This window comes from Micromonospora sp. NPDC049139 (assembly GCF_055586845.1).
The window spans coordinates 330,897-355,950 of the sequence record NZ_JBVJHK010000001.1 but is presented as its reverse complement, the minus strand read 5'-3'; the positions used below and the strand labels follow the sequence as shown (position 1 = coordinate 355,950).

Genomic DNA, 25,054 nt, shown 5'->3' with positions numbered 1-25,054 from the left:
ATTTGATAAATCCCGCCGATGCAGGAGGTCTCATGTCAGCTCGCACCCGTCTCGTCGCGGCCGTCGCCGCAGCGGCTCTCACACTCACCGTCGCCGGCTGTGGTGATTCGGAGAAGACCGGTTCCCCCGATGCCGCCTCCGTCACCTACCTGACCTCCTTCGGGACGTTCGGTCGGGACGCGTACGCATACGTCGCACTGGAGAAGGGCTACTTCAAGGAGGCCGGCCTCAACGTCACCATCAAGCCCGGCACCGGCACCGTCGATGTCATGAAGCTGATCGGGTCGGGGCAGGCCGACTACGGCCCCGGCGACCTCTCCGGGGTCATCACCACACTGGCGAACGAGAAGATGCCGGTGCGCGTGGTGGCCGCCATCCACCAGCGGTCGATGGCCGGCATCGCCTCGCTGGACAAGGCGATCGACTCGCCGGAGAAGCTGCCCGGCGCCAGCATCGCGGACAGCTCCGGCTCCACCAACATGATCATTTTCCCGGCGTACGCCAAGGCGGCCGGCATCGACCCGAAGTCGGTGAAGTTCGTCCCGTCCTCGCCGCAGTCGCTCCCGCAGTTGCTCGCCGCCGGTTCGGTGGACGCGATCGGCCAGTTCGCCGCCGGCAAGCCGCTGCTGGAGAAGGCGGCCGGTGGCAAGACCGTCACCATGCTGCCGTACGCGGACAAGCTTCCCGACCTGTACGGCAACGGCCTGCTGGTCTCCGCCGCGAAGCTGGAAAGCAACCGCGCAGAGGTCGAGAAGTTCACGGCAGCGCTGGTCAAGGGCCTGCTCTACGCGGTGGAGCACCCCGAGGAAGCCGCCCAGCTGCTCAAGAAGCACGACCGGACGGCCGACGAGAAGGTCGCCGCCGCCGAACTCACCGAGATGCGGCCGTACGTCCTGGGCGACGGCGGGCCGGCCGGAAAGCTGGACCGGGCGCGGGTGGAGGCGATGATCAAGCTCCTCGCCGGCACCGGCACCCTCAAGTCGACGCCGAACGCCGAAGACATCGGCGTCTACGACATCGCAAAGCCATAACTTCCTCTTCGACGGCGGTGCGCGCGGCTGGTTGCGGCGCGCACCGCGAGGGGCGAACCATGATCGGAATTCGTAACGTTTCGCAGATCTACCGCACCCGGGCCGGCGACGTGGAGGCCCTGCGTGACGTGTCGCTGGAGGTCGCCGACGGCGAGTTCGTGGCGATCGTCGGGCGGTCCGGGTGCGGTAAGTCCAGCCTGCTGCGGCTGGTGGCGGGCCTCCAGGCGGCCACCTCGGGCGAGATAACCGTCGCCGGCACCCCGATCCGGGGGCCACGACGGGACATCGGCTTCATGTTCCAGCGCCCGGCTCTGCTGCCGTGGCGGTCGGTCATCGACAACGTGCTGCTGCCGACCGAGGTGTTCAAGCAGAACCGACGGGACGCCCGGGCACGCGCGCACGAACTGCTCGACCTGGTCGGGCTGAACGGCTTCGAGAAGCGCCTGCCGCACGAACTCTCCGGCGGGATGCAGCAGCGGGTCTCGCTGTGCCGGGCCCTCATCCAGCAGCCGCGCGTGCTGCTGATGGACGAGCCGTTCTCCGCGCTCGACGCGCTCACCCGCGCCGACCTCACGGTCGAACTCCAGCGCCTCCAGATGAAGCACGCCTCGACGGTGCTCTTCGTGACGCACTCGGTCGACGAGGCCGTGCTGCTCGCCGACCGGGTCGTCGTACTCAGCCCGCGACCGGGCCGGCTGCGGCAGATCGTGGGGATCGACATCGCCCGCCCGCGTTCGCTGGGACGCGACGGCCACTCGGCCGAACTCGGCGTGCTGCGCGCCCAACTGCACGACCTGCTCATGACCCCCGAGGAGGTGGCACGGTGACGGTCACTGAATCCCGCCGTACCGGCCGCGACAAGCCACGCGCCGCGGGCCACTGGGCCCAGCAACTCCCGCCGGTGCTCGGCGTCGTGGGCGCCACCGCCCTGTGGTGGGCGACCACGGTCGTCTTCGACGTGGAGAGCTTCATCCTGCCGTCCCCTGGGCAGGTGGCGCAGACCATGGTCGAGGAGTCCGGCTACCTGTGGGACAACACCCTGGTCACCCTCTGGGAGACGCTGCTGGGCTTCCTGATGGCCATCGCTATCGGGGTGCCGCTGGCGCTGATCGTCACCGCCTCGCGGATGCTGGAACGGACCGTCTACCCGCTGCTGCTGATGCTCAACGCCGTACCGAAGGTGGCCGTCGCGCCGCTGCTGGTGGTGTGGATGGGCTTCGGCCAGTTCCCCAAGGTCTTCCTGGTCTTCCTGGTCTGCTTCTTCCCGATCGTCATCTCCACCGCCGCCGGGCTCAGCTCCACCCCGGCCGACCTGGTGGAGCTGGGTCGGTCGTTGAAGACCAACTGGTGGCAGACGTTCCGCATGATCCGGATGCCGGCCGCCATCCCGCAGCTCTTCGTCGGTCTCAAGCTCGCCATCACCCTCGCCGTCATCGGCGCGGTGATCGCCGAGTTCGTCGGGGCCACCGAGGGGCTGGGCTACGCGATCGTCGCCTCCGGCGCCAGCGCCGACACCGCGTTGGCCTTCGCCGCGATGATCCTGCTCGGGGTGCTGAGCGTCGTGCTGTTCTACCTGCTCGCCGCAGTCGAGCGGTTCTTCGTGCCGTGGGCGGACCGGTCATGAGCGCGCCGGACTTCCCGCCGACCGTCCCGGTCCGGTGGCTCACCGACGCCGTCGCCTCGGTCTTCGGCGCACTGGGCTTCTCCGAGCAGGCGGCCGGCCTGGTCGCCGGCTCCCTGGTGGACGCCGACATGCGGGGAATCCCCTCGCACGGGGTGATGCTGCTGCCGATGTACGTGGACCGGATCAGGGCCGGCTCGGTCAGCCGGGCCGAGCGGGCCGAGGTGGTCCGCGACAAGGGCGCCATCGCGGTGCTCGACGCCGGCCACGCGCTCGGGCAGCTCACCGGTGACCAGGCGATGCGGCTGGCGGTGGCGAAGGCGCGGACGTACGGCGTCGGCGTGGTCACCGTTCGCCGGGCGTTCCACTTCGGCGGGGCGTTCCGCTACGTGGACCTCGCCGCGAACAACGGCTGCGTCGGCATCGCGGCGGCCAATACCCGCCCGCTGATGCCCGCCCCCGGTGGCGCCTCGGCGGTGGTCGGCAACAACCCGCTCGCGGTGGGCGTACCCCGTGCGGGCGGCAAGCCGGTGATCCTCGACGTGGCGCTCTCCGAGGCCGCGCTCGGCAAGATCCGGCTGGCCGCCGGTGAGGGCCGCGAGATCCCCGCGAGCTGGGCGACCGACGCGCAGGGACGGCCCACCACCGATCCGGCCGCCGCGCTCAGGGGACTGCTGTTGCCGTCCGGCGCCCACAAGGGATACGGTCTCGCGTTCATGATCGACGTACTGACCGGGGTGCTGTCCGGCGGGGCGTACGGCCGGGGCGTGCAGGGCCTCTACGCCGACGTGTCGGTGCCCAACGACTGCGCGCACTTCTTCCTCGCCCTGGACGCCGAGGCGTTCGCCGAGGACGCGGAGGAGCTCGCCCGCCGGGTCGACGACCTGGCCGACCAGGTGCTCGGCTCCGCGCTGGCGCCCGGCACGGAGCGGGTCCACCTGCCCGGTGACATCGAAGCCGGCCGGTACGACCGGGCGTCGCGCGACGGTGTCGCGCTCCAGCCGTCGGTCTTCGCCGGACTGGTGGAGGTCGCCGCCGGGCTGGGCGTGCCGCTCCCGTCGCCGCCCAGCGCCGGCTGACCCCGGTCGAGAAGGAGGAAAGGACGTCATGCGGGCCAGTTTCGACGCCACCGGCGAGGTGCTCGTGGTCACCGGGGGCGCCAACGGCATCGGCGCCGCCCTCGCCCACGCGTACGCGGACGCGGGGGGTACGGCCGTGGTGTTCGACGTGACATCGGGTCAGCCGCACCCCAGCGGGCGGGTGCACGAGCACCGGGTGGACGTGTCCGACCGCGACGCGGTGCACGCCGCGGTCGCCCGGGTGCTCGCCGAGCACGGGCGGATCGACGCCCTGGTGGCCGGAGCGGCGGTGCAGCCGCGGTGCGACGTGGTCGACATGGACCCCGAGCAGTGGCGCCGCACGCTGGCGGTGAACCTCGACGGGGTGGTCTGGTGCGCGCAGGCGGTCCTGCCGGACATGATCGCCCGCCGCTCGGGCGCGATCCTGGTCTTCGCGTCGGGCCTGGCCACCGCCGGCCGGGCGCAGGCGTCGGCCTACGCGGCGAGCAAGGGGGCGTTGATCGCCTTCGCCAAGTCGCTCGCCGCCGAGGTCGCCGAGCACCGGATCCGGGTGAACACCGTCTTCCCCGGAGTGGTGGACACCCCGCAGTTCCAGCAGGCCAACCCGAGCGGCGGCGAACGGGAGCACTGGGCGAGGGCCACCGGCATCGGCACGCCGGCCGACGTGGTCGGTCCGCTGATGTTCCTGCTCTCGCCGGCCGCGACCATGACCGGATCCACCCTGACCCGTGACCGGGCGTACCCGAGGAGCGAAGCACAATGAGCAGCACGACCGAGCAGTTGCCGGTGGGCATCGTGGGCGCCGGGCCGGTCGGCCTGGTCACCGCGCTGGGCCTGGCCCACTACGGCGTGCCGGTGGTCATCTTCGAGGAGGACGAGCGGCTGTCGCTGGACACCAAGGCCGGCACCGTCCTCACCCGCACCCTGGAGGTGCTGCACCGGTACGGCGCCCTGAACGACGTGCTGGCCGGGTCGCTGCGCATCGACGAGATCGGCGAGCTGGACCGGGCCACGAACACCCAGACCCTCAGCGTCCGGACCGGCGAACTGACCGAGGACACCCGCTTCCCGTTCGTCATCAACATCCCGCAGCACGAGCTGGAGCCGATCCTGCGGCAGCGGCTCGACGCCACCGCCCCCGGCGCGCTGCACATGGGACACCGGCTGCTCGACTTCGTCCAGCACCCGGACCGGGTGGACCTGCGGCTGCGTACCGCCGAGGGGGAGCGGACGGTTCCGGTGCGGTACCTGCTGGGCTGCGACGGCGGTCGGTCCGCCGTCCGGGACCAGATCGGCGCGCGGGTCGAGGGCGAGACGTACCAGGAGCGTTACATGCTGGTCGACCTGAAGGTCGACCTGGACGTGGAGAACCCGCGCGACTACCCGTACCTGGCCTACTTCGGTGATCCCCAGGAGTGGATGATCCTGGTCCGCCAGCCGCACTGCTGGCGTTTCCTCTACCCGCTGCCGGCCGGGCAGGCCGAGCCGGACCGGGAGGAACTGGCCGACAAGGCACGCCGGTTCATCGGGGACACCAAGACCCTGGAGATCGTCGGCACCAACATCTACAACGTGCACCAGCGGGTGGCCGACCGGTGGCAGGACGGGCGGGTCTTCCTGCTCGGCGACGCCGCGCACCTGATCACCCCGATGTGGGCGCTGGGCCTGAACACCGGGGTCCTGGACGCCTCGAACCTGCCCTGGCGGATGGCCTGGGTGCTGCGCGGCTGGGCCGAGCCGAGCCTGCTCGACGGTTACCAGGTCGAGCAGGAACCGGTCGCCACCAAGGGCTCCGCGGCGATGGCCGCGGCGGCGCGGGCCTACATGGCCCGGCGCGCGGACGACCCGGGGGTGATGACCGCCGGCAACTGGGGCAACGCGTTCACCCGCGCCATGCTCGGCGTACGCCTCGACGTGGGCGGCACGGGCGACTGGTCGATGGTCGCCGCCGGCGACGAACCGCTGCCGGTGCTGGCCGGGGCGCGCAGCCCCGACCTGCCGCTGTTCGGTCAGTCCGGCACGGTGCACCTGCACGACCTGGCTGCCGACGCCTTCGTGGCGCTCTACTTCACCGACCCGCGCCGGGTCCCGGCACTGCCGCCACAGGAGTCGCCCGCCCTGCGGCACTACGTGGTGAGCCGGTGGGACGCGCCGCACGACTCCGGGCTGCGGGACCGGGCGCTGTTCGACCCGGGAGACCGGGTGCGGCGCCGCTTCGGGGTCGACAACGACACACTGGTGCTGGTTCGCCCGGACGGGCACGTGGCGGCGATCGTCCCGTTCGACCCCGTCTCCGGCATCGACACGGCCGCTCAGCTCTACGCCCGGGTCACCGGCTGCCCGCCGCCCGTGACCCGGTCCGACAACACCCTCGTCTGCGAAAGGGATGACAATGAGTAACTACGGTCACGCGACCGCCCCGGACGGAACCCAGGTCGAGCTCGGTGCCGTCGGCCAGCAGGTGGTCTTCGAGAACGACCAGGTGCGGGTCTGGGAGATCAGTCTGGCGCCCGGCGAGCAGCAGCCCTGGCACCACCACCTCAACCCGTACCTGGTGATCGCGCTGGAAGCCGCCGACAACCGGATCGACGCGCTCGCCGGTGGCGACCCCCGCCTGGTGCACGAGGACATCGGCGGGGTGGTCTACCGCGAGCCGGGGGAGATCCACATGCTCACCAACAACGGCACCACCCGGTACCGCAGCCGGCTCGTCGAGCTGAAGTGCCTGGGGGAGAACCTCGTGTCCGGTCAGGGCGAGCGATGAGCGACCTGCCGCTCGTGCCGACCCCGCCGGTGCCGGCCGGCGTCGACCCGCAGGAGTGGGCCAACAACCTCTCCGAGCCGTCGAACTACGGCGGCGAGGCCGCCGACCGGTCGCGGGAGGACCTGGTGCCCGGCCCGGACGGCCTGGTGCTGGCCCGCTTCCGCGAGATCCTGCTCCAGACCGACGAGCTGGACTGGGCGGACAAGACGCTGGCCGGCCTCTCCCACAAGGCGCTGTGGCGCAACGAGGAGACCGAGGCGTCCATCTCGCTGATCCGGTTCCGCAAGGGCGCCGGCATCCCGCTGCGCCACTCACACGCGTCCAACCAGTTCATGTTCTGCCTCAGCGGCCGGTACACCTACGTGCCCACCGGGCTCACCCTCACCCCGGGCTCGTTCTACTGGAACCCGAAGGGCAGCCTGCACGGGCCCACGCTCGCCGAAGAAGAGAGCGTCCTGCTGGAGATCTACGACGGGCCGCACTACCCGACCCAGCCCGAGTGGTACACCGACCCGGCGGACGCCCGCTAGCTCCACCTCGAAGAAGAGAAGATGACCATGCCCAAGCAGCAGATTGTTTCCCCCGAGCTGGCCGCCCCGAACGGTCACTTCGCCCAGGCCACCCAGATCAGGGCGCGGGGCCGGATGGTGTTCGTGTCCGGCATGACCGCCCGCAACCGCGAGGGCGGGGTCACCGGCGTCGGCGACATCGCCGCCCAGACGCACCAGGTCTGCCAGAACCTGCGCGCCGCGATGACGGCTGCCGGCGGGTCGCTGGAGGACATCGTGCGGGTGGATGTCTACGTCCGCAACATGGAGGACTTCCACGCCATCCACGAGGTGCGCCGGCAGTACTTCACCGGTGAGCCGCCGGCCTCGACGATGGTGGAGGTCTCCAAGTTCGTGAACAAGGACTACCTGATCGAGATCAACGCGATCGGCGTGATCGACGACGAGCAGGACGCCTGATGAAGCTCGCCAGCGTTCTCACCGAGGCCGGCCGGCGGATCGGGGTGGTGGACGGCGACACCGTCGCCGTGCTCCCCGCCGAGCTGGGCGACCTCGACGAGGCGATTCGTGGTGGCGCGGACGCGTTGGCGGCCGTCCGCACCGCCGCGCGGCAGGTCGCGGCGGTGCCGTTGGCCGAGGTCCGGCTCGACGCGCCGCTGCGCCGGTTCAACCGGGACATCCTCTGCACCGGTTGGAACTACTGGGACCACTTCGAGGAGTCGCGTGGCAAGCGGGAAGGGCAGGACCCCGCGGAACGGCCCAAGCACCCGACCTTCTTCACCAAGGGCCCGGACACGGTCGTCGGCCCGTACGACGACATCGCCTACGACCCGCAACTCTCCGCAAAGTGGGACTACGAGGCGGAGGTGGCGCTGGTCATCGGCGCGGACTGCCGTTCGGTGAGCGAGGCGGACGCGCTGTCGTACGTGGCGGCGTTCTGCGTGGCCAACGACGTGTCGCAGCGCGACCTGCAACGCGCGCACGGCGGCCAGTGGCTCAAGGGCAAGAGCATCGACGCCACCATGCCGCTCGGGCCGTGGCTGACCACCGTGGACGAGGTGCCGGACCCGGCGAACCTGCGCATCCAGTGCGAGGTGAACGGCGTGCTGCTCCAGGACGCGTCGACCGGGCAGATGGCCTTCCCATTCGCCCGCATCATCGCGGAACTGAGTTGGGGGATGACCCTGCGGGCCGGCGACGTGGTGCTCACCGGTACGCCGAGCGGCATCGGGAACGCCCGTGACCCACAGGTGTTCCTGAACGACGGGGACCTGGTGGTGACCCGGGTGGAAGCGCTCGGTGAGCTGCGCAACCAGGTGCGACTGACGAAGCTGCACTGACCCCGCGACGGGTGCGGGGCGGCGCAGCGCGGCGCCGACCCGCACCATTCCACAGCGACGAAATTGGTACCATTTCCAGGGCCCTGATGCGTTTGTGGGATCACCCGAGCACCCATGAACATGGATCATGTCCTGCGAGAACGGGACGAGCACGGCATCCACCAGCGGCTCTATCCGGAGGCAAACCGTGGTAACAACGCATCGTCGATCCGTCCTGAGCGACGCCAACGACGACGACGGCCGGGCCGGTGCCGGTGGAGCCGACGGACAGCACCGCACCCTTGCCGACTCGGCGACCGCGGTCCTGCACGAGGCGATCCTCACCGGTCGGCTGCCGGCCGGCACCCCGTTGCGGCTCAACGAGATGGCCGACCTGCTCGGCATGAGCATGAGCCCGGTCCGCGAGTCGATCCGGCGGTTGGCCGCGCTCGGCCTGGTCGAGGTGGTCCAGCACAAGGGCGCCTGGGTCATGCCGCTGACCGTCGAGGACGCGGTCGACACCCATGAGACCCGGATCGCCATGGAGACGGCACTGATCGAGCGGGCGGCGAGCCGGTTCACCGCCCAGGACGCCCGGCGGGCCGAGGCGGCACTCGACGAGCACATCGCCGCGTCCGCGCGCGGCGACACCACGGCTGCCCGCAGGGCACACACCGATTTCCACTTCACCATCTACCGGGCGGCCGGATCGCGCTGGCTGCTGCGCGGCCTGGAACCGGTCTGGGAGAACAGCGAGCGGTACCGGTTCGCGACGGTCACCCCGACGGGGCAGAACGAGGAGCGGGTCCGCGAGCACCGGGCCATCCTCGACGCGTGCGTGGCGGGGGACGTGGCGGCGGCGGTGGCCGCCGTGCAGGTCCACATCCAGCATGCGGCAGACCGGGTGATCGGCAAGATGAACACCGACGCCGCGGCAGTGCCTGCCGCCCGGGCACCGGGACGCGCGCGTCCCGGGAGCTGACCGCCGGCGCCACCGCGTCAGCCGGTAGTGGCGCCGCCCAACAACCGTCGGGGCACCCCCGCCCCGACGGACTGTCCGCCGCCGGGTGAGCGGCCACGCCAGCCACCATCCCGTACCGTCGGCGCGTCCCGTCGTGACCGCCGGTCGGGCCAACCGTTAGGAAGCCCCGTTGCCTGGCATCGACATGCACGCCCACCTCGCCCCCGACCTGCGCCCGGCCAATCTGCCAGGGGTCGCGGTCGACGGTGACGGCGCCGCCGTTCTCGGCGGCAAACGGGTCGGCCCGCCCGACCTGTACCACCCGGACCGGCTCAAGAACCACCTGGACCAGGCAGGGCTGGACGAGGCGATCGTCAGCGTCCCGCCGCCCTTCTACCGTCAGCGGATGTCCGGACCGGAGGCGGCGGCGTGGGTCCGTGCGGTCAACGACGGCCTGCTCGCCGTGGTCGCCGACCGGCCCCGGCTCACCCCGCTGGCGTACCTGCCGTTCGAACATCCCGAAGTGGCCCTCGCCGAGTACGACCGGATCGCCGCCGACGACCGCTGGGCCGGCGTGGTGGGCGCCGCCGGTGGAGACACCGGACCGCTCGACGGTCCGCCGCTGCACCCCCTGTGGCAGCGTCTCGATGCGGACCGGCGCACCGTGCAACTGCACCCCGCGCACTCCGCGGACCCCCGCCTGGAGCCCTACTACCTGGCCAACCTGCTGGGCAACCCGGTCGAGACGACCGTGGCAGTGGCCCAGCTCGTCTTCGGCGGGGTGCTTGGCGGGCACCCGGGGATCCGGTTCGTGCTGGTGCACTGTGGCGGTTGCGTGCCGGCGGTGGTCGGGCGCTGGGAGCGCGGTCACACCACCAGCAGACCGGGCGTACCGGTGCTGTCGCCCACCCCGGCCGAGGCGGTGCGCGCCCTCTACGTCGACAATCTGGCCCACGACCCGGAGGTGGTCGACCTGGCGGTGTCGGTCTTCGGCGCGGACCGGCTGGTGCTCGGCAGCGACTGGCCGTTCCCGATGGGCACCGACGCTCCGTCCGCCACGGTGGCACACCGGGGCGCTGACTACGCCCGGCAGGTGGCCACCGACAACGCGGCGCGAGCTCTGGGGCGGGCACCCGGCGGTCGGTGACGGATCGGTGCGGCTGACGCCGTCGAGCTGCCACTGCCGCCGCCCGGGTGGGTGGCGTCTCCAGGACGCCACCCACTGTGAGCAGATCTTCATCGACAAGACGGCGGGCACGTTGGCCCGCCGAGCGGAACTCGACAAGGTTTGCTGGGAGTGGTCCGAGGTCACCACGCCTGCAGCGCGGGACCAGTGATCATCCGGTCGTCGAGACCTCTCCGCCGATTCCGGTCTCGTTGCCGTCGCTGTCGTGGAAGACGTACTTCCAGACCGAGTCGTGCTTCTCAACGTCGACCGGCTCCAGGCCCTGTCCGGAGATCCTCGCAACCTCGGCGACCGGGTCGTCGACCCAGATCATGCTGACAGCTCCGCCGGCCCGGTCGGGATCCTGGATGATGTACACGTACCGATCCTCGGCCAACTGCCAGACCGCCTCGATCTCGTTGGGATAGAAGGCCGGTTCAGCACCGAGCAGCCGCTTGTACCACTCCAGGGCGCTGTCATAGTCGCGCACCGGGATGCCCGCAAACACTCCTACCGCCATGTCTGTCTCCTCAGTCGATGTCGAGCCCGACCGATGCCGGGCCCTGAAGTCAGACCGGACCTGGCAGCGAAACCTGACGGGGTCGACCCGATCGCCTTCGGACGGGTCCCGCGCCCAGGTTACCCCCTGCGGTGGCGGTGTGCGCGGTGCTGGCCGGCGCAGTCACGTTCGCCGACAGGCGGTGGATCGACGGCCCGTCGCCGGTCCGGCCTCACCGAGGGGTGTCGACGAGGCCGGCGCGGTGCGCGATCACGACCAGCTGGGCACGGTCACGGGCGTCCAGCTTGTGGAGCAGCCGACTCACATAGGTCCGAGCGGTCGCCGGGCTGATGAAGAGCCGCTCGGCGATCTCGGCGTTGTTCAGTCCGAGGCCGATCTCGGCGAGGACCTCGAGTTCCCGTGGTGCGAGCCGGTCGATGAGGTCCGGGTCGGGTCCGGAACGGGACCTGACGGCGGCCCGCATGACGGTCGTGGTGACATCGGGGGACAGGATCGGCCGGCCCGCAGCGACCGCCCGGATCGCCTCGCGCAACTCCTCCGGGGCGATGTCCTTGAGTACGTAGCCGGCCGCGCCCGCCCGCAGCGCCTCCAGCACGGTCTGCTCCTCAGCGAAGGTGGTCAGGACCAGCACGGCGACATCAGCGAGAGCGGGGGACTCGGTGATGATCTGGGTCGCTGCGATGCCGTCGAGGCCGGGCATCCGGATGTCCATGAGGACCACATCGGGTCGCAGCTCGCGTACCCGGGCGACGGCGGCCCCGCCCTGATCCACCTCGGCGACGATCTGGATGTCACCGTCATGTTCGGCCAGGGCCTTCAGGCCGCCGCGCAGCAGTACCTCGTCTTCGGCAATGACCACCCTGATCACCGTGCTCCTCCGATCGGCAGTACCGCCTCGACACTGAATCCCGTGGGGGTGGATCCGGCTGTCAGGGTGCCGCCGAGCAGTGCCGCCCGCTCCCGCATACCGTCGATTCCCCGCCCCCCGTCGCCCCGGGTGGACCGGAAGACGGGTTCCGTCCGCGCGCCGTGACCGTCGTCGGCGACGCGTACGCGCAGCTCGTCTTTGCTGCTCCAGATGGTGATCGTGGCCCGGTTGGCACTCGCGTGACGGAGCACGTTGGTAACCGACTCCTGCACGATCCGGAAGGCGGTGCTTGCCGCCGGCGCGGGAATGGCGGCCTCGTCGACGTCGATCGAGACGGTCACGTCGAGTCCGGCGTCGCGGGCCGCCTGCGCCGTGCGTTCGATGCCGGTCAGGGTGAGCAGGGCCCGGCCCGCGTCCTCGCGATCGGACTGGAGGATCGCCAGGGTGCGGCGCAAATCCGCCAGGGATGACCGGGCGGCGTCGACGACGTTGTCGAGGGCCCGCCCGACGGCCGCGTCGTTGGTGCCGAGCGACTGCTGCGCGACGCGTGCCTGGACGGAGACCAGGGACAGCGCGTGGCCGACGGAATCATGGACGTCCCGTGCGATGCGCAGGCGTTCGGCCTCAAGGTGGCGGGCGGCCCGTTCCTGCTGATGGTGACGTTCCAGGGCGACCACTCGGCGTTGCTGGTTGCGCAGGGCGCGCGTGCTGCGGACCGCGAGGGCGAGGGCGATCGCGCAGCCGATGAGGGCCACGTTCGTGATCAGGTCGTAGGCCAGGACGGCGCTGGACTCGCCGTCGGTGGTGCGGAAGTACAACGAGACCGCAAGCAGGACCGCTCCGACAACGGAGGCCACGGCTGCGCGCCCGCGCTCGGCGGCGCCGTAGAAGGCCCCGACCAGCGGCAGCGCCATGCCGATCGGCGGGTATCCGGCGGCGTAGTAGGCGAACACGAGCAGGACCGCGGTGATCAGCACGGCGACCGGCAGCCGGCTGCGGAGCAGCAGCAGCGCACCGAAGCCGGCCGCGAACACGTACGCCCCGACGTCGTGTCGCCCACCGTCGTGCGAGCCGATCGCGATGATGAGCGCGACCGTGATGGCCTGGCCGGCGGCGACCAGAGCCGCGAGGACCCACGGGGCTACCTCATTGTCGCCCGCGCCATGGGTCATGGACGACATGATCGCATCCGTTCGCCGGGCGACGTGTACGTCGAGGGGCGACGTCCCATGTCGCCCCACGGTGTAGCGCCCGCCGAAAAGTGACGAGACTTGACTGACAGGCCGGCCGAGCAGGCGACCCTAGCGTGAAGACATGGAACCTGCCTCAGTTGTTCGACGCCTCAACTGGCCGTTGGTGTTCGGCCTTGCCGCGCTGGCGCTCGTCCGGCCGCTCTTCTCCATCGTCGGCCTGAGCGATGTGTTGGGGAAGCCGGCAACACCGCTCATCCTCACCATCGCCATCACCTCGGCCTGGGTCCTGATCGTGGGCCTGAGCCGGGTACGCGAGCCGCTGCTGACCCTCGTGGCCGCCGGGCTCACCTACGCGGCCGCGGCGATCCTGCTCAGCGCAGTGCTCTCGCCGATTCTCACCGGAGAGCTTCAGGGCCCGCTCGCCATGCCGTTCGCGGTCATCCCGCTGTTCGTCACCAACATGCTGTGGGGCCTCATCGCGGGCGGGCTGGCGGTGCTCGTACGGCGGCTGCGCGACGGCCGGCACGCCACCGCGCATGCCCCAGGCGACAAAGACCGACGCACCCACCGATAGGAGACAGGTATGACGCGCTCGACGGCGGAGCCGGTGGACTCCGAGCAACGGATTCTGCTCCGAATCGGCGCGGTGTGCGCGATCGCTGGGCCACTTGTGCTCGGCGCGTCGTTCGCCCCGCACGGTGATCTCCCCACGCGCGAGGAGAGTCTCGTGGGCGAGGCCGTGGCCCTGCGGTTCATCGCCGACCACCAGACCTGGCTGCTCATCCATCTGGGCACGATCGTGGCTGGGCTTATCTGGCTCGGTGCTTTCGTCGCACTCGCGAACACCCTGATGCCGGGCGCCGCCCGCGCGGTCGGCCGGTTCCTGATACCCAGCGCGATTGTTGGGAGTCTCTTCGTCGTCTTCGACTACGGGGTGGACGGCTACGCGCTCAAGGTCCTGGCCGACGAGTGGGCAACCGCTACCGGCCCGGAACAAGAGGCGCTGCAACGCATGGCCGAAACCGGAATCTGGTTCCTCAACGGCACCTTCCACAGCGAAATAGTCGTGTTCTACGGGTTGACCATGCTCTTGGCCGGGCTGGCGGTCGCCCTCGATGCCCGCTATCCCCGTTGGTTCGCGGTTGCCGGGGCGATCGCCGGCGCGCTGGTGCTCACCAATGGCCTGCTGGCCTTCGCCGGGGTCGGGTTGGCGCCGGCCGGTGGCACCGACCTGTTTCTCTTCGTGATGGTCCTACCGCTGGAATCCCTCTGGCTCATGGTCCTCGGCCGCCTCATGTGGCGGAACGCCAAACGCCGAGTCGCCCAGCCTCCAGCCGAGTAGGGGGTGCACGAAGCTCCTCGGGACGGCGCTCAACTGGGCAGGGCCCCGGCAGGTCGCGGCGGATGTGCGGCATGGTCTGGTCGGTCGGTGTCGGGCTGTTGGGCGGCGAGGATGGTCAGGACGGCCAGGGCGAGCATGGCCAGGGTGATGAACCGGTGTCAGCCGGTCCAACCGCGCACCTGGTTGTGGTCCAGGCCGACCTGGCCCTTGCCGCTCTGGTCCATCCGCCGACGCCGCCACCGAGCCCGAGCCAAGACCAGCCACTACACCCGACAAGACCTCATCAAGCCATGATCACGGTCCCCGGCTGGAGCACTAGATGCCCGCGTCGAGCGCCAGCGCCGTCGCCTCGCCGCGGGAGCTGACTTCCAACTTTTTCAGCAGACCGGCGACGTGGAACTTCACAGTGCTTTCGCTGATGCCGAGCTCGATGCCGATGGCCTTGTTGCGCTTTCCTTGGGTGACAAGGCGAAGTACCTCGAGTTCCCGCCGGTTCAGGCTGCTCAGCCTGCTTCCGCCGGAACGATCGGGAGCTGGAGCGAGCGGAAGGCTGATGGTGGCGCGGCTGCCCCAGTCGGGTACGGCGTCGAACTCGACGGTGGCGCCGAGCGCACGGGCACGGCCGTCGAGCTCGCGGCGCAAGGCGTGGGTGTCAAGGCGGCCGGCGCCCTGGTCGCGCACATCGACCCGCAGCGACGTGCCGTCGCAGTCCCAGGCGATACGCAGCCGTGCGAGCCCCGGCTGGGCGGTGAAGGCCAGCACGACCGTACGGGTCATGGCGTGCGCCGCGCGGGCGATCTCGCCGGGCACCGGGCGTACGTCCTTGGGCGGTGGCACGAAATCCAGCTGCGCGTCGTGGTGGCGCAGCACCTGGCGGATCTCCTTGCGCAGCTTGGCGAACACGGCCGGCGCTGGTTCCTCGGACGAGGCCAGGTCGGACTCCTGAGCGGTGCGCAACGCCACGAGCGCGGCGGACGCCGAGTCGGTGGCGGCGAGACGGGCGCGGCGATCGTCGAGGCCGGTGGAACGCAGCGTCGTGAGAATGGTGACGAGCGCGGTCTCGTGGGCCGCGGCCATCTCCGCGATCGTGCGTGCCCGCTCGGTCGACGCCGCGCGCGATTCAGCGAGGTAGTCCGGACTGGCCTGGGCAACCTGCTGCCGGATCGACGTCGCGACGATACCGAAGACTTCCGCCAGGACCTCGGACTGAGGAAAGCGCCTGGCCGCGCTGCGAGCGACGAGGACGAGCAGCGTATCCACCCGATCCCGCACCACCCACACCGCGCGGGCCTCCCCGGCTATCGTCGCCGTGGTGCAGAGCGGACGACCGGGTTCGATGCGCGCCTTGAGGTCCTCCAGTTCCGCGAGAGTGACCCTGTTGATCGTCTCGATCGCCCCGGCCACCTTGCGGGGGCGGCCGGTGCACTCGCGGGTGAAGATGATCAGTGCGGTATGCGGCCAGCGGTCTGCCAGGAACCGGGAGAACCGTCCGGCGATCTCGTGCAGTGGCCCCTCGATCACCTCACGCAGCCCGGCAAGTTCCGTTCCCATTCGAACACCCTAGCCGAAAGACCAGGTTTCTCTCGTCCGCCGGCCAGGTCGCGTACCGGGAAAGCGCAGCTAGTGTCGCTGTCGCATCTACCGCCGATCGAAAGAGGAAGCATCTCCATGCCACAGCAGGTGCGCGGTGTCATTGCCCGTTCCAAGGGTGCGCCGGTCGAGCTGACGGACATAGTCATCCCCGACCCCGGTCCCGGTGAGGTCGTGGTCGCGGTGGCCGCCTGCGGGGTATGTCACACGGATCTGACCTACCGCGACGGCGGGATCAACGACGAGTTCCCGTTCCTGCTGGGCCACGAGGCCGCGGGCACCGTCGAGAGCGTCGGCGAAGGCGTCGAGTCGGTGCGACCCGGCGACTTCGTCATCCTGAACTGGCGAGCGGTCTGCGGTCAGTGTCGGGCCTGCAAGCGGGGCCGCCCGCAGTACTGCTTCAGCACGTTCAACGCGACCCAGAAGATGACCCTGACCGACGGCACGCAGCTCACCCCCGCCTTGGGTATCGGCGCATTCGCGGACAAGACGCTCGTGCACGCCGGCCAGTGCACGAAAGTCGACCCGTCCGTCGACCCGGCCGTCGCGGGCCTGCTCGGCTGCGGGGTCATGGCCGGCGTCGGCGCGGCGATCAACACCGGTGCGGTGGGGCGCGGGGATTCCGTGGCCGTCATCGGCTGTGGGGGAGTGGGCGACGCCGCCGTCGCCGGCGCCCGTCTGGCCGGCGCCTCGACGATCATCGCCGTGGACCGTGACGCACGCAAGCTCGAGTGGGCCCGGGACCTCGGAGCCACCCACACCGTCGACGCCTCAGCCACCGACGCCGTCGCCGCGATCGCGGAGCTGACCGGCGGGTTCGGTGCCGACGTCGTGATCGACGCGGTCGGGCGGCCGGAGACCTGGAAGCAGGCGTTCTACGCCCGCGACCTCGCGGGCACCGTCGTGCTCGTCGGCGTGCCCACCCCGGACATGCGCCTGGAGATGCCGCTGCTCGACATCTTCTCCCGCGGCGGCGCGCTGAGGTCCTCCTGGTACGGCGACTGTCTGCCTGAGCGGGACTTCCCCATGCTGATCGACCTGTACCTGCAGGGCAGGCTGCCGCTGGACAGGTTCGTCACCGAACGTATCGCGATCGACGACGTCGAGAAGGCGTTCCACACCATGCACGCCGGCGAGGTGCTGCGCTCGGTCGTGGTGCTATGAGTGGCGCGCTGCGGATCGACCGCGTGGTCACCTCCGGGGTGTTCCAGCTCGACGGCGGCACGTGGGAGGTGGACAACAACGTCTGGCTCGTCGGCGACGACGACGAGGTCGTCATCGTCGATGCCGCTCACGATGCCGAGCCGATCATCGAGGCCGTGGGCTCGCGTGCCGTCGTCGCCGTCGTGTGCACACACGGGCACAACGACCACGTCACCGCCGCGCCGCGGCTCGCCAAGGAGTGCTACGCGCCGGTCCTGTTGCACCCCGGCGACGAGGAGCTGTGGCGGCAGAGCCACCCGGACGAGAAGTTCTGGCCGGCTACCGACGAGCAGCGGATCGCCGTGGCGGGCACGGAACTGCGGGTGATCCACACCCCGGGGCACTCGCCCGGGTCGGTCTGCCTGCACCTGCCCGAAGCGGGGGTCCTGTTCACCGGCGACACCCTGTTCTCCGGCGGCCCCGGCGCCACCGGCCGCTCGTTCTCGGACTTCCCGACGATCATTTCCTCGATCCGGGAAAGGCTGCTCACCATGCCCGGCGACACCCGGGTCCACACCGGTCACGGTGACGGCACCACGATTGCCGCCGAAGCTCCGCACTTGGACGAGTGGATCGCCCGCGGTCATTGATTCAGGCACGTCCACCCCATCCGGCTGGGGATCGGAGGGTCAGGGGCTCGGCTCCCTTCGGGCGTGCAAGATCAAAAGAGCCTGACCTGCGGAAACGCAGGTCAGGCTCTTGCTTTGCCTATCCCTTGTGGACGTGGGACTGCTCGGTGACTGCTCGTCCGACGGTCTGCGGTACGGGTGTCGAACCGTCGGCGGTACTCCGACGGCGAGGTGTCGAAGGCCGCGGCGAAGCTCTGCCGCAGCGTGACACTGCTGCCGATACCGCATGCGGCAGCGACCTGGTCGACCGACAGCTCCGTCGACTCCAGCAGCCGACGGGCCTCGTCGAGGCGCTGACGCTTGACCCAGGCGGCCGGGGTGACGCCGGTAGATGCCTGGAACGCTCGGATGAAGGTGCGCCGGCTCATGTGCGCGACGCCAGCCAGCCGCTCGACCGTGAGGGGTTCTGCCAGGTGCCGCAGAGCCCACTCCATCGCTTCGGTGATCGGGTCGTCGGAGGAGTGCGGGGGTAGGGGCCGTTCGATGTACTGCGCCTGCCCGCCCTCGCGGTGCGGGGCCACCACGAGACTGCGAGCCACCCGGTTGGCCGCCGCCGCGCCGAGCCTGCTGCGGACGAGGTGCAGACATGCATCGATCGCCGACGCCGTCCCGGCCGAGGTCAACACGTCACCGTGATCGATGTACAGCACGGAGGCATCCGTGTCGACATCGGGGTGCCGGGCGGCGAGCAGGTCGACGGCCTGCCAGTGCGTCACGGCCGCGCGTCGGGACAGCAGGCCTGCGTCGGCGACGGCGAAGGCCCCGAGGCACAGCCCGGCGACCGTCGCGCCGCGGCCGTGGGCCCTCGTCAACGCTCGCTGAAGCGCCGGCCCGGCAGTGCGACCGTCCTCGAACCAGGAAGGGACGACGACGACATCGGCCTCCTCAGCCGCCGCGGGCCCGCGCACCTCGCCGAGTGTGTAGCCCTCGGCGGTACGAATCGACCCCGCGCGGTCCGAGAAGAGCATCGTCTCCCAGTTGCCCAGGCCTTGCCGAGCGACCTCGTCGAAGACGAGTTGCGGCACAGAGAGGTGGAACATCGTGACGCCGTCGAAGGCGTAGACGGCGATCCGCAGAGCATCCTCGGACGTTGGCACGAATCCATCGTAACGCTGCACGCGTGCCAATGGCCGACGCGGTTCACAGCCCGCAGACTCGATGTGCGTCGCCCACGAAGACGGCGGCAACGAGACCAAGGAGCACAGGCCATGACCACCCCTCGCCGCGCACTCATCCTCATCGACGTGCAGCGGGACTACTTCGGCGACGGCCCGCTGGAGATCCAGTACCCGCCCCACGCCGAGTCGCTGCCGCAGATCACGCACGCGATCGACGCGGCCACCGCCGCGGGCATTCCCGTCGTCGCGGTGCAGCACGCGATGGGCGAGGACGCGCCCGTGTTCAACCCCACCCAGCCCGGCTTCCAGCTGCACCCGGAGGTCGAGAGCCGCCGCACGGACGAGTGGAAGTCCGTCGTCAAGCAGTACGGCACCGTGTTCGCCGGCACCGACCTCCTCGCCTGGCTGCGCGAGCACGAGATCGACACCGTCACCCTCGTCGGCTACATGACCAACAACTGCGTGCTGGCCTCCGCCGCGGAGGCCGAGACCCACGGCCTGGCCGCCGAAGTCCTCTCCGACGCCACCGGCGCGATCAACATCGCAAACGAGGCCGGCTTCGCCGACGCGAAGACGGTCCACACGACTCTGCTGGCACTGCTCAACTCGAACTTCGCCGCCGTCGCCGACACCGCGACCTGGTCCGGCGCTGTCGCCGCCGGGCGGTCGCTGCCGAAGAGCGACCTTGGCACCTCCGCCGTGACGGGTGCGCGGCGCGCCGCGTAGGCGTCATCCGCGCCACGCCTCCACCGCCAGCGAGGCTGACAACTGTCGCGCGTGGCGGGGCGTAACCAGATGCCCATAATGGCCCCGGGTGTCCGAGGACGTGCTGCGTGGGGCGTTCGGTTGGTTCGAAGAGTCAGTGCGAGGGGTTCGATGGGTCCCGCATGTCACGTGCGGGCCCCTGGTCACGACCGCGACAGCCGCGGGAATCGCCGTGCACCGGGCCACCTGCTCGCGCTCACACACCTCCGTCCGCGGCTGAGCCTGGGAAAGACCCGCTCACACCTCGCCTGCCGGCTGATGCTGGGAGGTGGAAGACACCGCCAAACCGAAGGAAGGCCGAACGTGGACAGCGCCGACTGGGATGCCCGCTACGCCGACGCCCCCGAGCTTGTCTGGACTGCCGAGCCGAACCGGTTCGTCGTCGAGGAGACCGCCGACCTGCCACCGGGCCGGGCGCTCGACCTGGCCGCGGGCGAAGGTCGCAACGCGGTCTGGCTGGCCGAACGCGGATGGCGGGCCACCGCCGTCGACTTCTCCGCCGTGGCCGTGCGCCGCGGCCAGGACCTTGCCCGCGAACGGGGCGTCGACATCGACTGGCAGATCGCCGACGTCACCGCCTACCGGCCCGAAGCCGACGCCTACGACCTGGTCCTCATCGCCTACCTGCACCTGCCCCGACCCGACCTGGCCACCGTTCTGCGGCACGCGGCCAGCGCCGTGCGCCCCGGCGGGTCGTTCGTCCTCGTCGGCCACGATCTGGCCAACCTCACCGCGGGCACCGGCGGCCCGCAGGATGCCGCGGTATTGCAGACTCCGGAGATGGTGGTCGCTGAACTCCCCGGCATGCGGATCCACCGGTCCGAGACGGCGCGGCGCCCGGTCCGGATGCGAGACAAGACGGTCGACGCCCTGGACACCGTGGTGGCCGCGACCCGCCCGTGACCGCCACCCGCTGAGGCGACACTGCTCGCGGGCCCGGCGACCACTGCGCTGATCATCCCACTCCCAACGACCCAGGGCAGCGCTGCAGGACCCAACCGATGCGCTGAACCCGCTGTTCCGCCACGCTCTGCCGGGTGGCCGATCACGACTCCTTCTTGACGTGGTGATCAGCGGCGCCGTGCTGGGCGCGGTCCTGACGGACTCACCGGGCGACGTAGACCCACGCCGCCGGGTCGACCACGTCCACGGCCCGGAGCATGCCGAGGCCGAAGGCGGGAGGTCGTTGAGTCGGGGTACCCAGGGCGGTTGAGTATCCGTGACCAGGTGAGGGACTTGCGAGGACTCCTATCGTGGACGCGTGGTGATGACCTTCCTGCGCCAGGGGACGCTGCGGCTCACGAGCTTCTCACTGACGTGGCTCTATACGCTGCACCAGATTCATCCGGCGGTGTGGCGACTCATGGCGCGGAACTACCGTCCGTACATGGGTCGATTTGCTCGGCTGCACGCGTGGATGACCTGTCAGTTCGCCGCGATCGACGTGCCCGCGTACGGCGACTTCTTGCGCCGCAACCAATGGCGGTTCCGCTGGTTCGACCTGTCGTCGTACCCGCCGACAGACAAGCAGTCGTACGTGAAGGCGTACCCGGAGGCCCAGCGCTGCTGGCACGGCGAGATCGAGATCGCCGGCAGCGTCGTCGACGAGTCCTCGGGATCGTCCGGTCAGCCGTTCAACTGGATTCGCAGCCGCCGCGAACTGCGCTCGGTCCACAAGAACCTGGCCGGCTACGCGACCATGGTGTTCCCGTCGAAACGGCGGTTCGTCATCAACGCGTACTCCATGGGTGCCTGGGCCACGGGCACCAACACCGGCATCGCCATGTCCAAGATCGCGATGGTGAAGAACACGGGCCCGGATCTGCAGAAGATCGCGGACACGCTGCGGTACTTCGGGCCCGGGTTCGAGTACATCGTCACCGCGTATCCGCCGTTCCTCAAGCATCTGCGCGACAAGCTCGACGCCGAGGGCTTCCCGTGGGGCGAGTACCGGATCAGCGGTCTGGTCGGCGGGGAGGGGATGACCGAGGCGCTGCGTGACTATCTGGAGGAGCGCTTCCTCAAGGTACGCTCCGGCTACGGCGCCAGCGACCTCACCATCGGTATCGCCGGGGAGACCGACTTCACCGTCTGGGTCCGCCGCCGGCTACGCACCGACGTCGCCCTGCGGACCGCCCTGCTCGGCCCCGACGAGCACCGGCTGCCAATGATCTTCCAGTACAACCCGCTTGAGACGTACCTGGAGACCAACGCCGACCTCGAGGTGCTCTGCACGATCAACTCGACGGCGGTGCTCAACCCGAAGGTCCGCTACAACATCGGCGACGAGGGCCGGCTGATCGCGTACCCGGATGTGCTGGCCGCGATCGGGGACCCGGCCGCGCAGTCGGACGCCGAACGCGCCGGACGGACCGACCGGATGCAACTGCCGCTGCTGTTCCTGTTCGGCCGCAAGGACAGCACGATCTCCTACATGGGTGCCAACATCTACCCACAGGACGTCGAGTACGGCCTCTACGCCGACAATCCCCTCGCTCACCTGCTGCACAGCTTCTGCCTGGAGCTGGAGGAGCACGCGGACCTGGAGAGCCGGCCGGTCGTCAACCTGCAGCTGCGCGAGGATCTCGCGCTCGGTCCCGACGAGCGGCTGGCCCTCGCCGAAACCTGCCGCGGTGGGGTGCTGCGCTACCTCGCCGAGGTCAGCCGGGACTTCGCCGAATCCCTCGTCGAGGACCCGTCCGCAGCCGACCTGCGGGTGAGAGTTCATGACTACGGCACCGGCCCGTTCGCCGGCGCAACATCCAAAATCAAGAATGTGTACCTGGTGAAGGGCGCGACGACGTGAGGACCTCCGACTTTTCCGCCGCGCCGCCGGTTGGTCAAGCGACCGCCATGTTCGTCGGCGCCACCCGATACCGGGGGCCCCGCTCGATCCTCACCCTCACCCGCACCTGGTTCAAGATGGTCAAGCAGATGCAACGGATGGACGGATACCGGTGGCATACCGTGTACTACCAGTTCCCGTTCACGCTCGGCACCATCGCGTTCTTCAGCGACCGCGACGCGCTGCTGAGGTTCGCGCGCAGCCGCCACCACCGCGACCTCATGTGCTGGGTGACCGACCACGGCACGCAGAACGCCACCGGGGGCTACATCCGGCTGTACAACGCCGAGCCCGAGGGCTACACCAACGGCGTCTGGCGTGCCGAGGCTGACGGCATGGCGCACATCCAGACGTTCACTCCGCTGTCCACCGAGACAGCCGGCCCGCCGGTGCACCGCGCATGAGAGTATCCGCCGTGAAGTCGCGGGCCGACCTGCGAGCGTTTGTCGACTTCCCACTTCGGCTGCACCCGACCAACCGGTACGTGCCCCTGCTGTCGTCGGTGATCGCCGCACACCGCCGTACCGCCGAACTGTTCCTGATCCGCGACGGACGCGGCGCCGTAGTCGGGCGGACCAGCGTGCACCGCAGCAGCGCCTTCGACGCGAAGGTCGGTCCGCGGCAACTGTTCGGGCACACCGAGTTCGTCGACGACGACGCCGTCTTCGCCGCCATCATGGACACGGTCGAGGCCAGGGCCGACGGCCGGCCGCTGTTCGGACCGGTCGCGTTGCTGCCCAACCAGACCGGCGGGGTGATCACCTCCGGCTTCGCCGAGCGTGGCTTCGTGGACTCAGCCTGGAACCCCGCCTACTACCCGGTGATGTATGAGCGGCACGGCTTCCAACGCCGCTTCGAGGCCGACACCTGGCTGGTCGACCTTGGCCGGGACTCCGGGGCCGACTCGACCCCCGCTCGCGCCCCAGCCGGCACCGACCGTGACTACGGGTTCACCTTTGACGACACCCGAATCCCCGCGGAGCAGCTCATCATCCGGCACGGCTCGCGGCGGCACTTCCGCGAGCAGCTGCCGATCCTGCGGCAGCTGCTCAACGCCAGCTTCGCGCAGCTCGGCTACTACACCGAGATCTCCACCGAGCAACTGGCCGAGCAGACCGACGGCCTCGCTCACCTGCTCGACGAGGGGTTGCTGCTCTGGTTGGAGAAGGCCGGCCGGCCAATCGCGTTCGTGGTGACCGTGCCGGACATCTCCGAGTTCCTCATGAAGGTCGGTGGCCGGCTCGGCGTACTCAATCAGCTGCGCCTGCTGGCGACCCGCGCCCGGTACCGGCGCGACGCAGTGCTCATCATCAAGGGCACCGTGCCCGAGGAACAAGGCAAGGGGTACCTGACGCTGCTGTCTCGGGAGTTGCACCGCAACCTTGCTGCCGGCGGGTACCGGACACTGCGCAGCACCTTCGTCGAGCGGGAGAACGCCGCCTCGGCCGCCCAGTACCGGCGGGCTGGCGGGCGACCGCTGCACGGGTACACATTCTACGAGAAGCGGTCGGCATGACGTGGGTCGAGCAGTTACGGGCGCACGAGGCGACCTGCCGCAGGGCGCCGAGCGCACACAACACACAGCCATGGCTGCCCGAGTACCACGCCGACGAGATCGTCATCAACGTCGATCAGCCCCGCTCCTTGCCCGACTCTGACCCGACCGGACGCGACCTCGGCCTCGGAATCGGCGCGTTCGTCGAGACGTGCCTCATCGTCGCCGCCGACCTCGGCCTCAACGTCACCGCGGCGCCCGGCCCCCGCCTGGTCGCCGCGCCGCACAGGTACCCAACCCCGTTCAGGATCGTGGACATCGAGTCCCGCCGGGTCGCCCGTGGCCGGTACGCGAACGGGCCGGTCGACCCGGCCGTTCTCGCCGACCTGGAACCCGGACTCGTCCACCTTCCCGCCCAGGATCTCGCGCGCGAGTTGGTGGTCGCCGACCGCTGGCTGTTCGGCACCCCGGCCGTCGCGGCCGAGCTACGCGACTGGCTGCGCCTCGACCCACGCCATCCGCGCTACCACCTCGACGGACTCACCGACCGGGCTCTCGTCCTGTCCCGGTTCGAAGCACGGTTCCTGGCCGCCTCGCTGCGCGCGTACCCCGTCACCCGCCGGTTGGGCCTCGCGGCGCTGCTGGCGGTCAGCGGCCGGAGCCTGCTGCGGTACGACGGCAGCATCCTGGTCATGGTGGCGGACGGCGACGATCACATCGCTGCGGGACGCCGTCTCCTGCGCACATGGCTGACCCTCGCCAGGCACGGCCTGGCGGTCCATCCGCTCAGCCAGCTCATCGACTGCCCGGTGACCGCCGCCCGGCTCGCGGGACGGGTGGGTGGCCAGCCGCTCGCGTTGTTCCGGGTCGGTCGGCCCCTCGCCGAGCCGACCCGCTCGGCCCGGCTCTAACGACCTCGCGCGGGGTTGGAGACGGCCGTCCCGGCACGCGCCCAGCGCGACGGGTGCGCGTCCGGCCCGCAGCACCGGGCGAACGGGATAAGTGGCTTGCACAGGCGCCGGTCCGAGAGCTTGACT

Annotated in this window: 27 protein-coding genes; 22 read left to right on the top strand and 5 right to left on the bottom strand. The window is 70.2% G+C overall.

Features of this window, described 5'->3' with window-relative positions:
• The first annotated feature begins 32 nt into the window (after positions 1–32).
• The 12 genes from ACZ6Q9_RS01640 (at position 33) to ACZ6Q9_RS01585 (ending at position 10,431) form a co-directional block, all read left to right on the top strand.
• Complete coding sequence (locus tag ACZ6Q9_RS01640; RefSeq protein ID WP_393454081.1) at positions 33–1,031, top strand: ABC transporter substrate-binding protein; 999 nt, start codon at positions 33–35, stop codon at positions 1,029–1,031.
• A 59-nt stretch (positions 1,032–1,090) separates the two neighbouring features.
• Positions 1,091–1,858 (top strand): ABC transporter ATP-binding protein, encoded by a 768-nt coding sequence (locus tag ACZ6Q9_RS01635; RefSeq protein WP_393454084.1) that lies wholly within the window; start codon positions 1,091–1,093, stop codon positions 1,856–1,858.
• Complete coding sequence (locus ACZ6Q9_RS01630) at positions 1,855–2,655, top strand: ABC transporter permease (protein WP_393454087.1); 801 nt, start codon at positions 1,855–1,857, stop codon at positions 2,653–2,655. The genes ACZ6Q9_RS01635 and ACZ6Q9_RS01630 overlap by 4 nt, the downstream gene beginning before the upstream one ends.
• A complete protein-coding gene (locus tag ACZ6Q9_RS01625; RefSeq protein ID WP_393454090.1) occupies positions 2,652–3,731 on the top strand; it encodes an Ldh family oxidoreductase in 1,080 nt (359 codons plus the stop codon). The genes ACZ6Q9_RS01630 and ACZ6Q9_RS01625 overlap by 4 nt, the downstream gene beginning before the upstream one ends.
• Before the next feature lie 28 nt (positions 3,732–3,759).
• Positions 3,760–4,494 (top strand): SDR family NAD(P)-dependent oxidoreductase, encoded by a 735-nt coding sequence (locus ACZ6Q9_RS01620; RefSeq protein ID WP_393454093.1) that lies wholly within the window; start codon positions 3,760–3,762, stop codon positions 4,492–4,494.
• The gene (locus ACZ6Q9_RS01615; protein WP_393454096.1) at positions 4,491–6,131 is read left to right on the top strand and encodes an FAD-dependent monooxygenase; all 1,641 of its coding nucleotides are present in this window, start codon (positions 4,491–4,493) and stop codon (positions 6,129–6,131) included. Before ACZ6Q9_RS01620 ends, ACZ6Q9_RS01615 begins: the two co-directional genes overlap by 4 nt.
• Positions 6,124–6,495 (top strand): cupin domain-containing protein, encoded by a 372-nt coding sequence (locus ACZ6Q9_RS01610; RefSeq protein ID WP_350712639.1) that lies wholly within the window; start codon positions 6,124–6,126, stop codon positions 6,493–6,495. The genes ACZ6Q9_RS01615 and ACZ6Q9_RS01610 overlap by 8 nt, the downstream gene beginning before the upstream one ends.
• Positions 6,492–7,025 (top strand): cupin domain-containing protein, encoded by a 534-nt coding sequence (locus ACZ6Q9_RS01605; protein WP_396826854.1) that lies wholly within the window; start codon positions 6,492–6,494, stop codon positions 7,023–7,025. The genes ACZ6Q9_RS01610 and ACZ6Q9_RS01605 overlap by 4 nt, the downstream gene beginning before the upstream one ends.
• Positions 7,026–7,046: 21 nt before the next feature.
• Positions 7,047–7,463: a RidA family protein gene (locus tag ACZ6Q9_RS01600; protein WP_357454537.1), complete on the top strand. Its 417-nt coding sequence runs from the start codon at positions 7,047–7,049 to the stop codon at positions 7,461–7,463.
• Positions 7,463–8,344 (top strand): fumarylacetoacetate hydrolase family protein, encoded by an 882-nt coding sequence (locus ACZ6Q9_RS01595; RefSeq protein ID WP_393454102.1) that lies wholly within the window; start codon positions 7,463–7,465, stop codon positions 8,342–8,344. Before ACZ6Q9_RS01600 ends, ACZ6Q9_RS01595 begins: the two co-directional genes overlap by 1 nt.
• A 187-nt stretch (positions 8,345–8,531) precedes the next feature.
• The gene (locus tag ACZ6Q9_RS01590; RefSeq protein ID WP_396826857.1) at positions 8,532–9,305 is read left to right on the top strand and encodes a GntR family transcriptional regulator; all 774 of its coding nucleotides are present in this window, start codon (positions 8,532–8,534) and stop codon (positions 9,303–9,305) included.
• A gap of 169 nt (positions 9,306–9,474) precedes the next feature.
• A complete protein-coding gene (locus ACZ6Q9_RS01585) occupies positions 9,475–10,431 on the top strand; it encodes an amidohydrolase family protein (RefSeq protein WP_396826859.1) in 957 nt (318 codons plus the stop codon).
• Positions 10,432–10,621: 190 nt separating this feature from the next.
• Here the strand turns inward: ACZ6Q9_RS01585 and ACZ6Q9_RS01580 are convergent, their stop codons facing one another.
• From ACZ6Q9_RS01580 to ACZ6Q9_RS01570, 3 genes are all read right to left on the bottom strand, one after another.
• Entirely contained in the window at positions 10,622–10,969 is a 348-nt protein-coding gene (locus ACZ6Q9_RS01580) for a VOC family protein (RefSeq protein ID WP_393264138.1), read from the bottom strand.
• A gap of 211 nt (positions 10,970–11,180) precedes the next feature.
• Positions 11,181–11,828: a response regulator gene (locus ACZ6Q9_RS01575; protein ID WP_393264136.1), complete on the bottom strand. Its 648-nt coding sequence runs from the start codon at positions 11,826–11,828 to the stop codon at positions 11,181–11,183.
• Positions 11,829–11,833: 5 nt separating this feature from the next.
• Positions 11,834–13,009: a sensor histidine kinase gene (locus ACZ6Q9_RS01570; RefSeq protein WP_393264133.1), complete on the bottom strand. Its 1,176-nt coding sequence runs from the start codon at positions 13,007–13,009 to the stop codon at positions 11,834–11,836.
• A 184-nt stretch (positions 13,010–13,193) separates the two neighbouring features.
• Between ACZ6Q9_RS01570 and ACZ6Q9_RS01565 the strand changes: the two genes are divergently transcribed.
• Both ACZ6Q9_RS01565 and ACZ6Q9_RS01560 read left to right on the top strand, forming a co-directional pair.
• On the top strand, positions 13,194–13,604 hold the full coding sequence (locus ACZ6Q9_RS01565) for a hypothetical protein (protein ID WP_393454112.1): 411 nt from the start codon (positions 13,194–13,196) through the stop codon (positions 13,602–13,604).
• Positions 13,605–13,613: 9 nt separating this feature from the next.
• Positions 13,614–14,372 carry a hypothetical protein gene (locus ACZ6Q9_RS01560; RefSeq protein WP_393454115.1) on the top strand — a complete coding sequence of 253 codons (759 nt, stop codon included), beginning with the start codon at positions 13,614–13,616 and terminating at the stop codon, positions 14,370–14,372.
• A 315-nt stretch (positions 14,373–14,687) separates the two neighbouring features.
• On the opposite strand, the gene ACZ6Q9_RS01555 is transcribed toward ACZ6Q9_RS01560, so the two are convergent.
• A complete protein-coding gene (locus ACZ6Q9_RS01555; protein WP_396826862.1) occupies positions 14,688–15,923 on the bottom strand; it encodes a helix-turn-helix transcriptional regulator in 1,236 nt (411 codons plus the stop codon).
• A 117-nt stretch (positions 15,924–16,040) separates the two neighbouring features.
• Between ACZ6Q9_RS01555 and ACZ6Q9_RS01550 the strand changes: the two genes are divergently transcribed.
• Both ACZ6Q9_RS01550 and ACZ6Q9_RS01545 read left to right on the top strand, forming a co-directional pair.
• Positions 16,041–17,126, top strand: a complete 1,086-nt coding sequence (locus ACZ6Q9_RS01550; protein ID WP_393264453.1) for an S-(hydroxymethyl)mycothiol dehydrogenase — start codon at positions 16,041–16,043, stop codon at positions 17,124–17,126.
• Positions 17,123–17,755, top strand: coding sequence for an MBL fold metallo-hydrolase (locus tag ACZ6Q9_RS01545; protein ID WP_393264122.1), 633 nt, complete (start codon positions 17,123–17,125; stop codon positions 17,753–17,755). Before ACZ6Q9_RS01550 ends, ACZ6Q9_RS01545 begins: the two co-directional genes overlap by 4 nt.
• A 101-nt stretch (positions 17,756–17,856) precedes the next feature.
• On the opposite strand, the gene ACZ6Q9_RS01540 is transcribed toward ACZ6Q9_RS01545, so the two are convergent.
• Entirely contained in the window at positions 17,857–18,912 is a 1,056-nt protein-coding gene (locus ACZ6Q9_RS01540; RefSeq protein ID WP_393454121.1) for a GlxA family transcriptional regulator, read from the bottom strand.
• A gap of 90 nt (positions 18,913–19,002) precedes the next feature.
• Here ACZ6Q9_RS01540 and ACZ6Q9_RS01535 point away from each other — a divergent pair, with 90 nt between their 5' ends.
• The 6 genes from ACZ6Q9_RS01535 (at position 19,003) to ACZ6Q9_RS01510 (ending at position 24,928) form a co-directional block, all read left to right on the top strand.
• The gene (locus ACZ6Q9_RS01535) at positions 19,003–19,638 is read left to right on the top strand and encodes an isochorismatase family protein (protein ID WP_393264120.1); all 636 of its coding nucleotides are present in this window, start codon (positions 19,003–19,005) and stop codon (positions 19,636–19,638) included.
• A 342-nt stretch (positions 19,639–19,980) separates the two neighbouring features.
• Positions 19,981–20,580, top strand: a complete 600-nt coding sequence (locus ACZ6Q9_RS01530; RefSeq protein ID WP_393454124.1) for a methyltransferase domain-containing protein — start codon at positions 19,981–19,983, stop codon at positions 20,578–20,580.
• A 484-nt stretch (positions 20,581–21,064) separates the two neighbouring features.
• Positions 21,065–22,483 carry a phenylacetate--CoA ligase family protein gene (locus ACZ6Q9_RS01525; RefSeq protein ID WP_393454127.1) on the top strand — a complete coding sequence of 473 codons (1,419 nt, stop codon included), beginning with the start codon at positions 21,065–21,067 and terminating at the stop codon, positions 22,481–22,483.
• Positions 22,480–22,926: a DUF4188 domain-containing protein gene (locus ACZ6Q9_RS01520; RefSeq protein ID WP_393454130.1), complete on the top strand. Its 447-nt coding sequence runs from the start codon at positions 22,480–22,482 to the stop codon at positions 22,924–22,926. Before ACZ6Q9_RS01525 ends, ACZ6Q9_RS01520 begins: the two co-directional genes overlap by 4 nt.
• Complete coding sequence (locus ACZ6Q9_RS01515; protein ID WP_393454133.1) at positions 22,923–24,038, top strand: hypothetical protein; 1,116 nt, start codon at positions 22,923–22,925, stop codon at positions 24,036–24,038. The genes ACZ6Q9_RS01520 and ACZ6Q9_RS01515 overlap by 4 nt, the downstream gene beginning before the upstream one ends.
• The gene (locus ACZ6Q9_RS01510) at positions 24,035–24,928 is read left to right on the top strand and encodes a nitroreductase family protein (protein WP_393454136.1); all 894 of its coding nucleotides are present in this window, start codon (positions 24,035–24,037) and stop codon (positions 24,926–24,928) included. Before ACZ6Q9_RS01515 ends, ACZ6Q9_RS01510 begins: the two co-directional genes overlap by 4 nt.
• Positions 24,929–25,054: the final 126 nt, after the last annotated feature.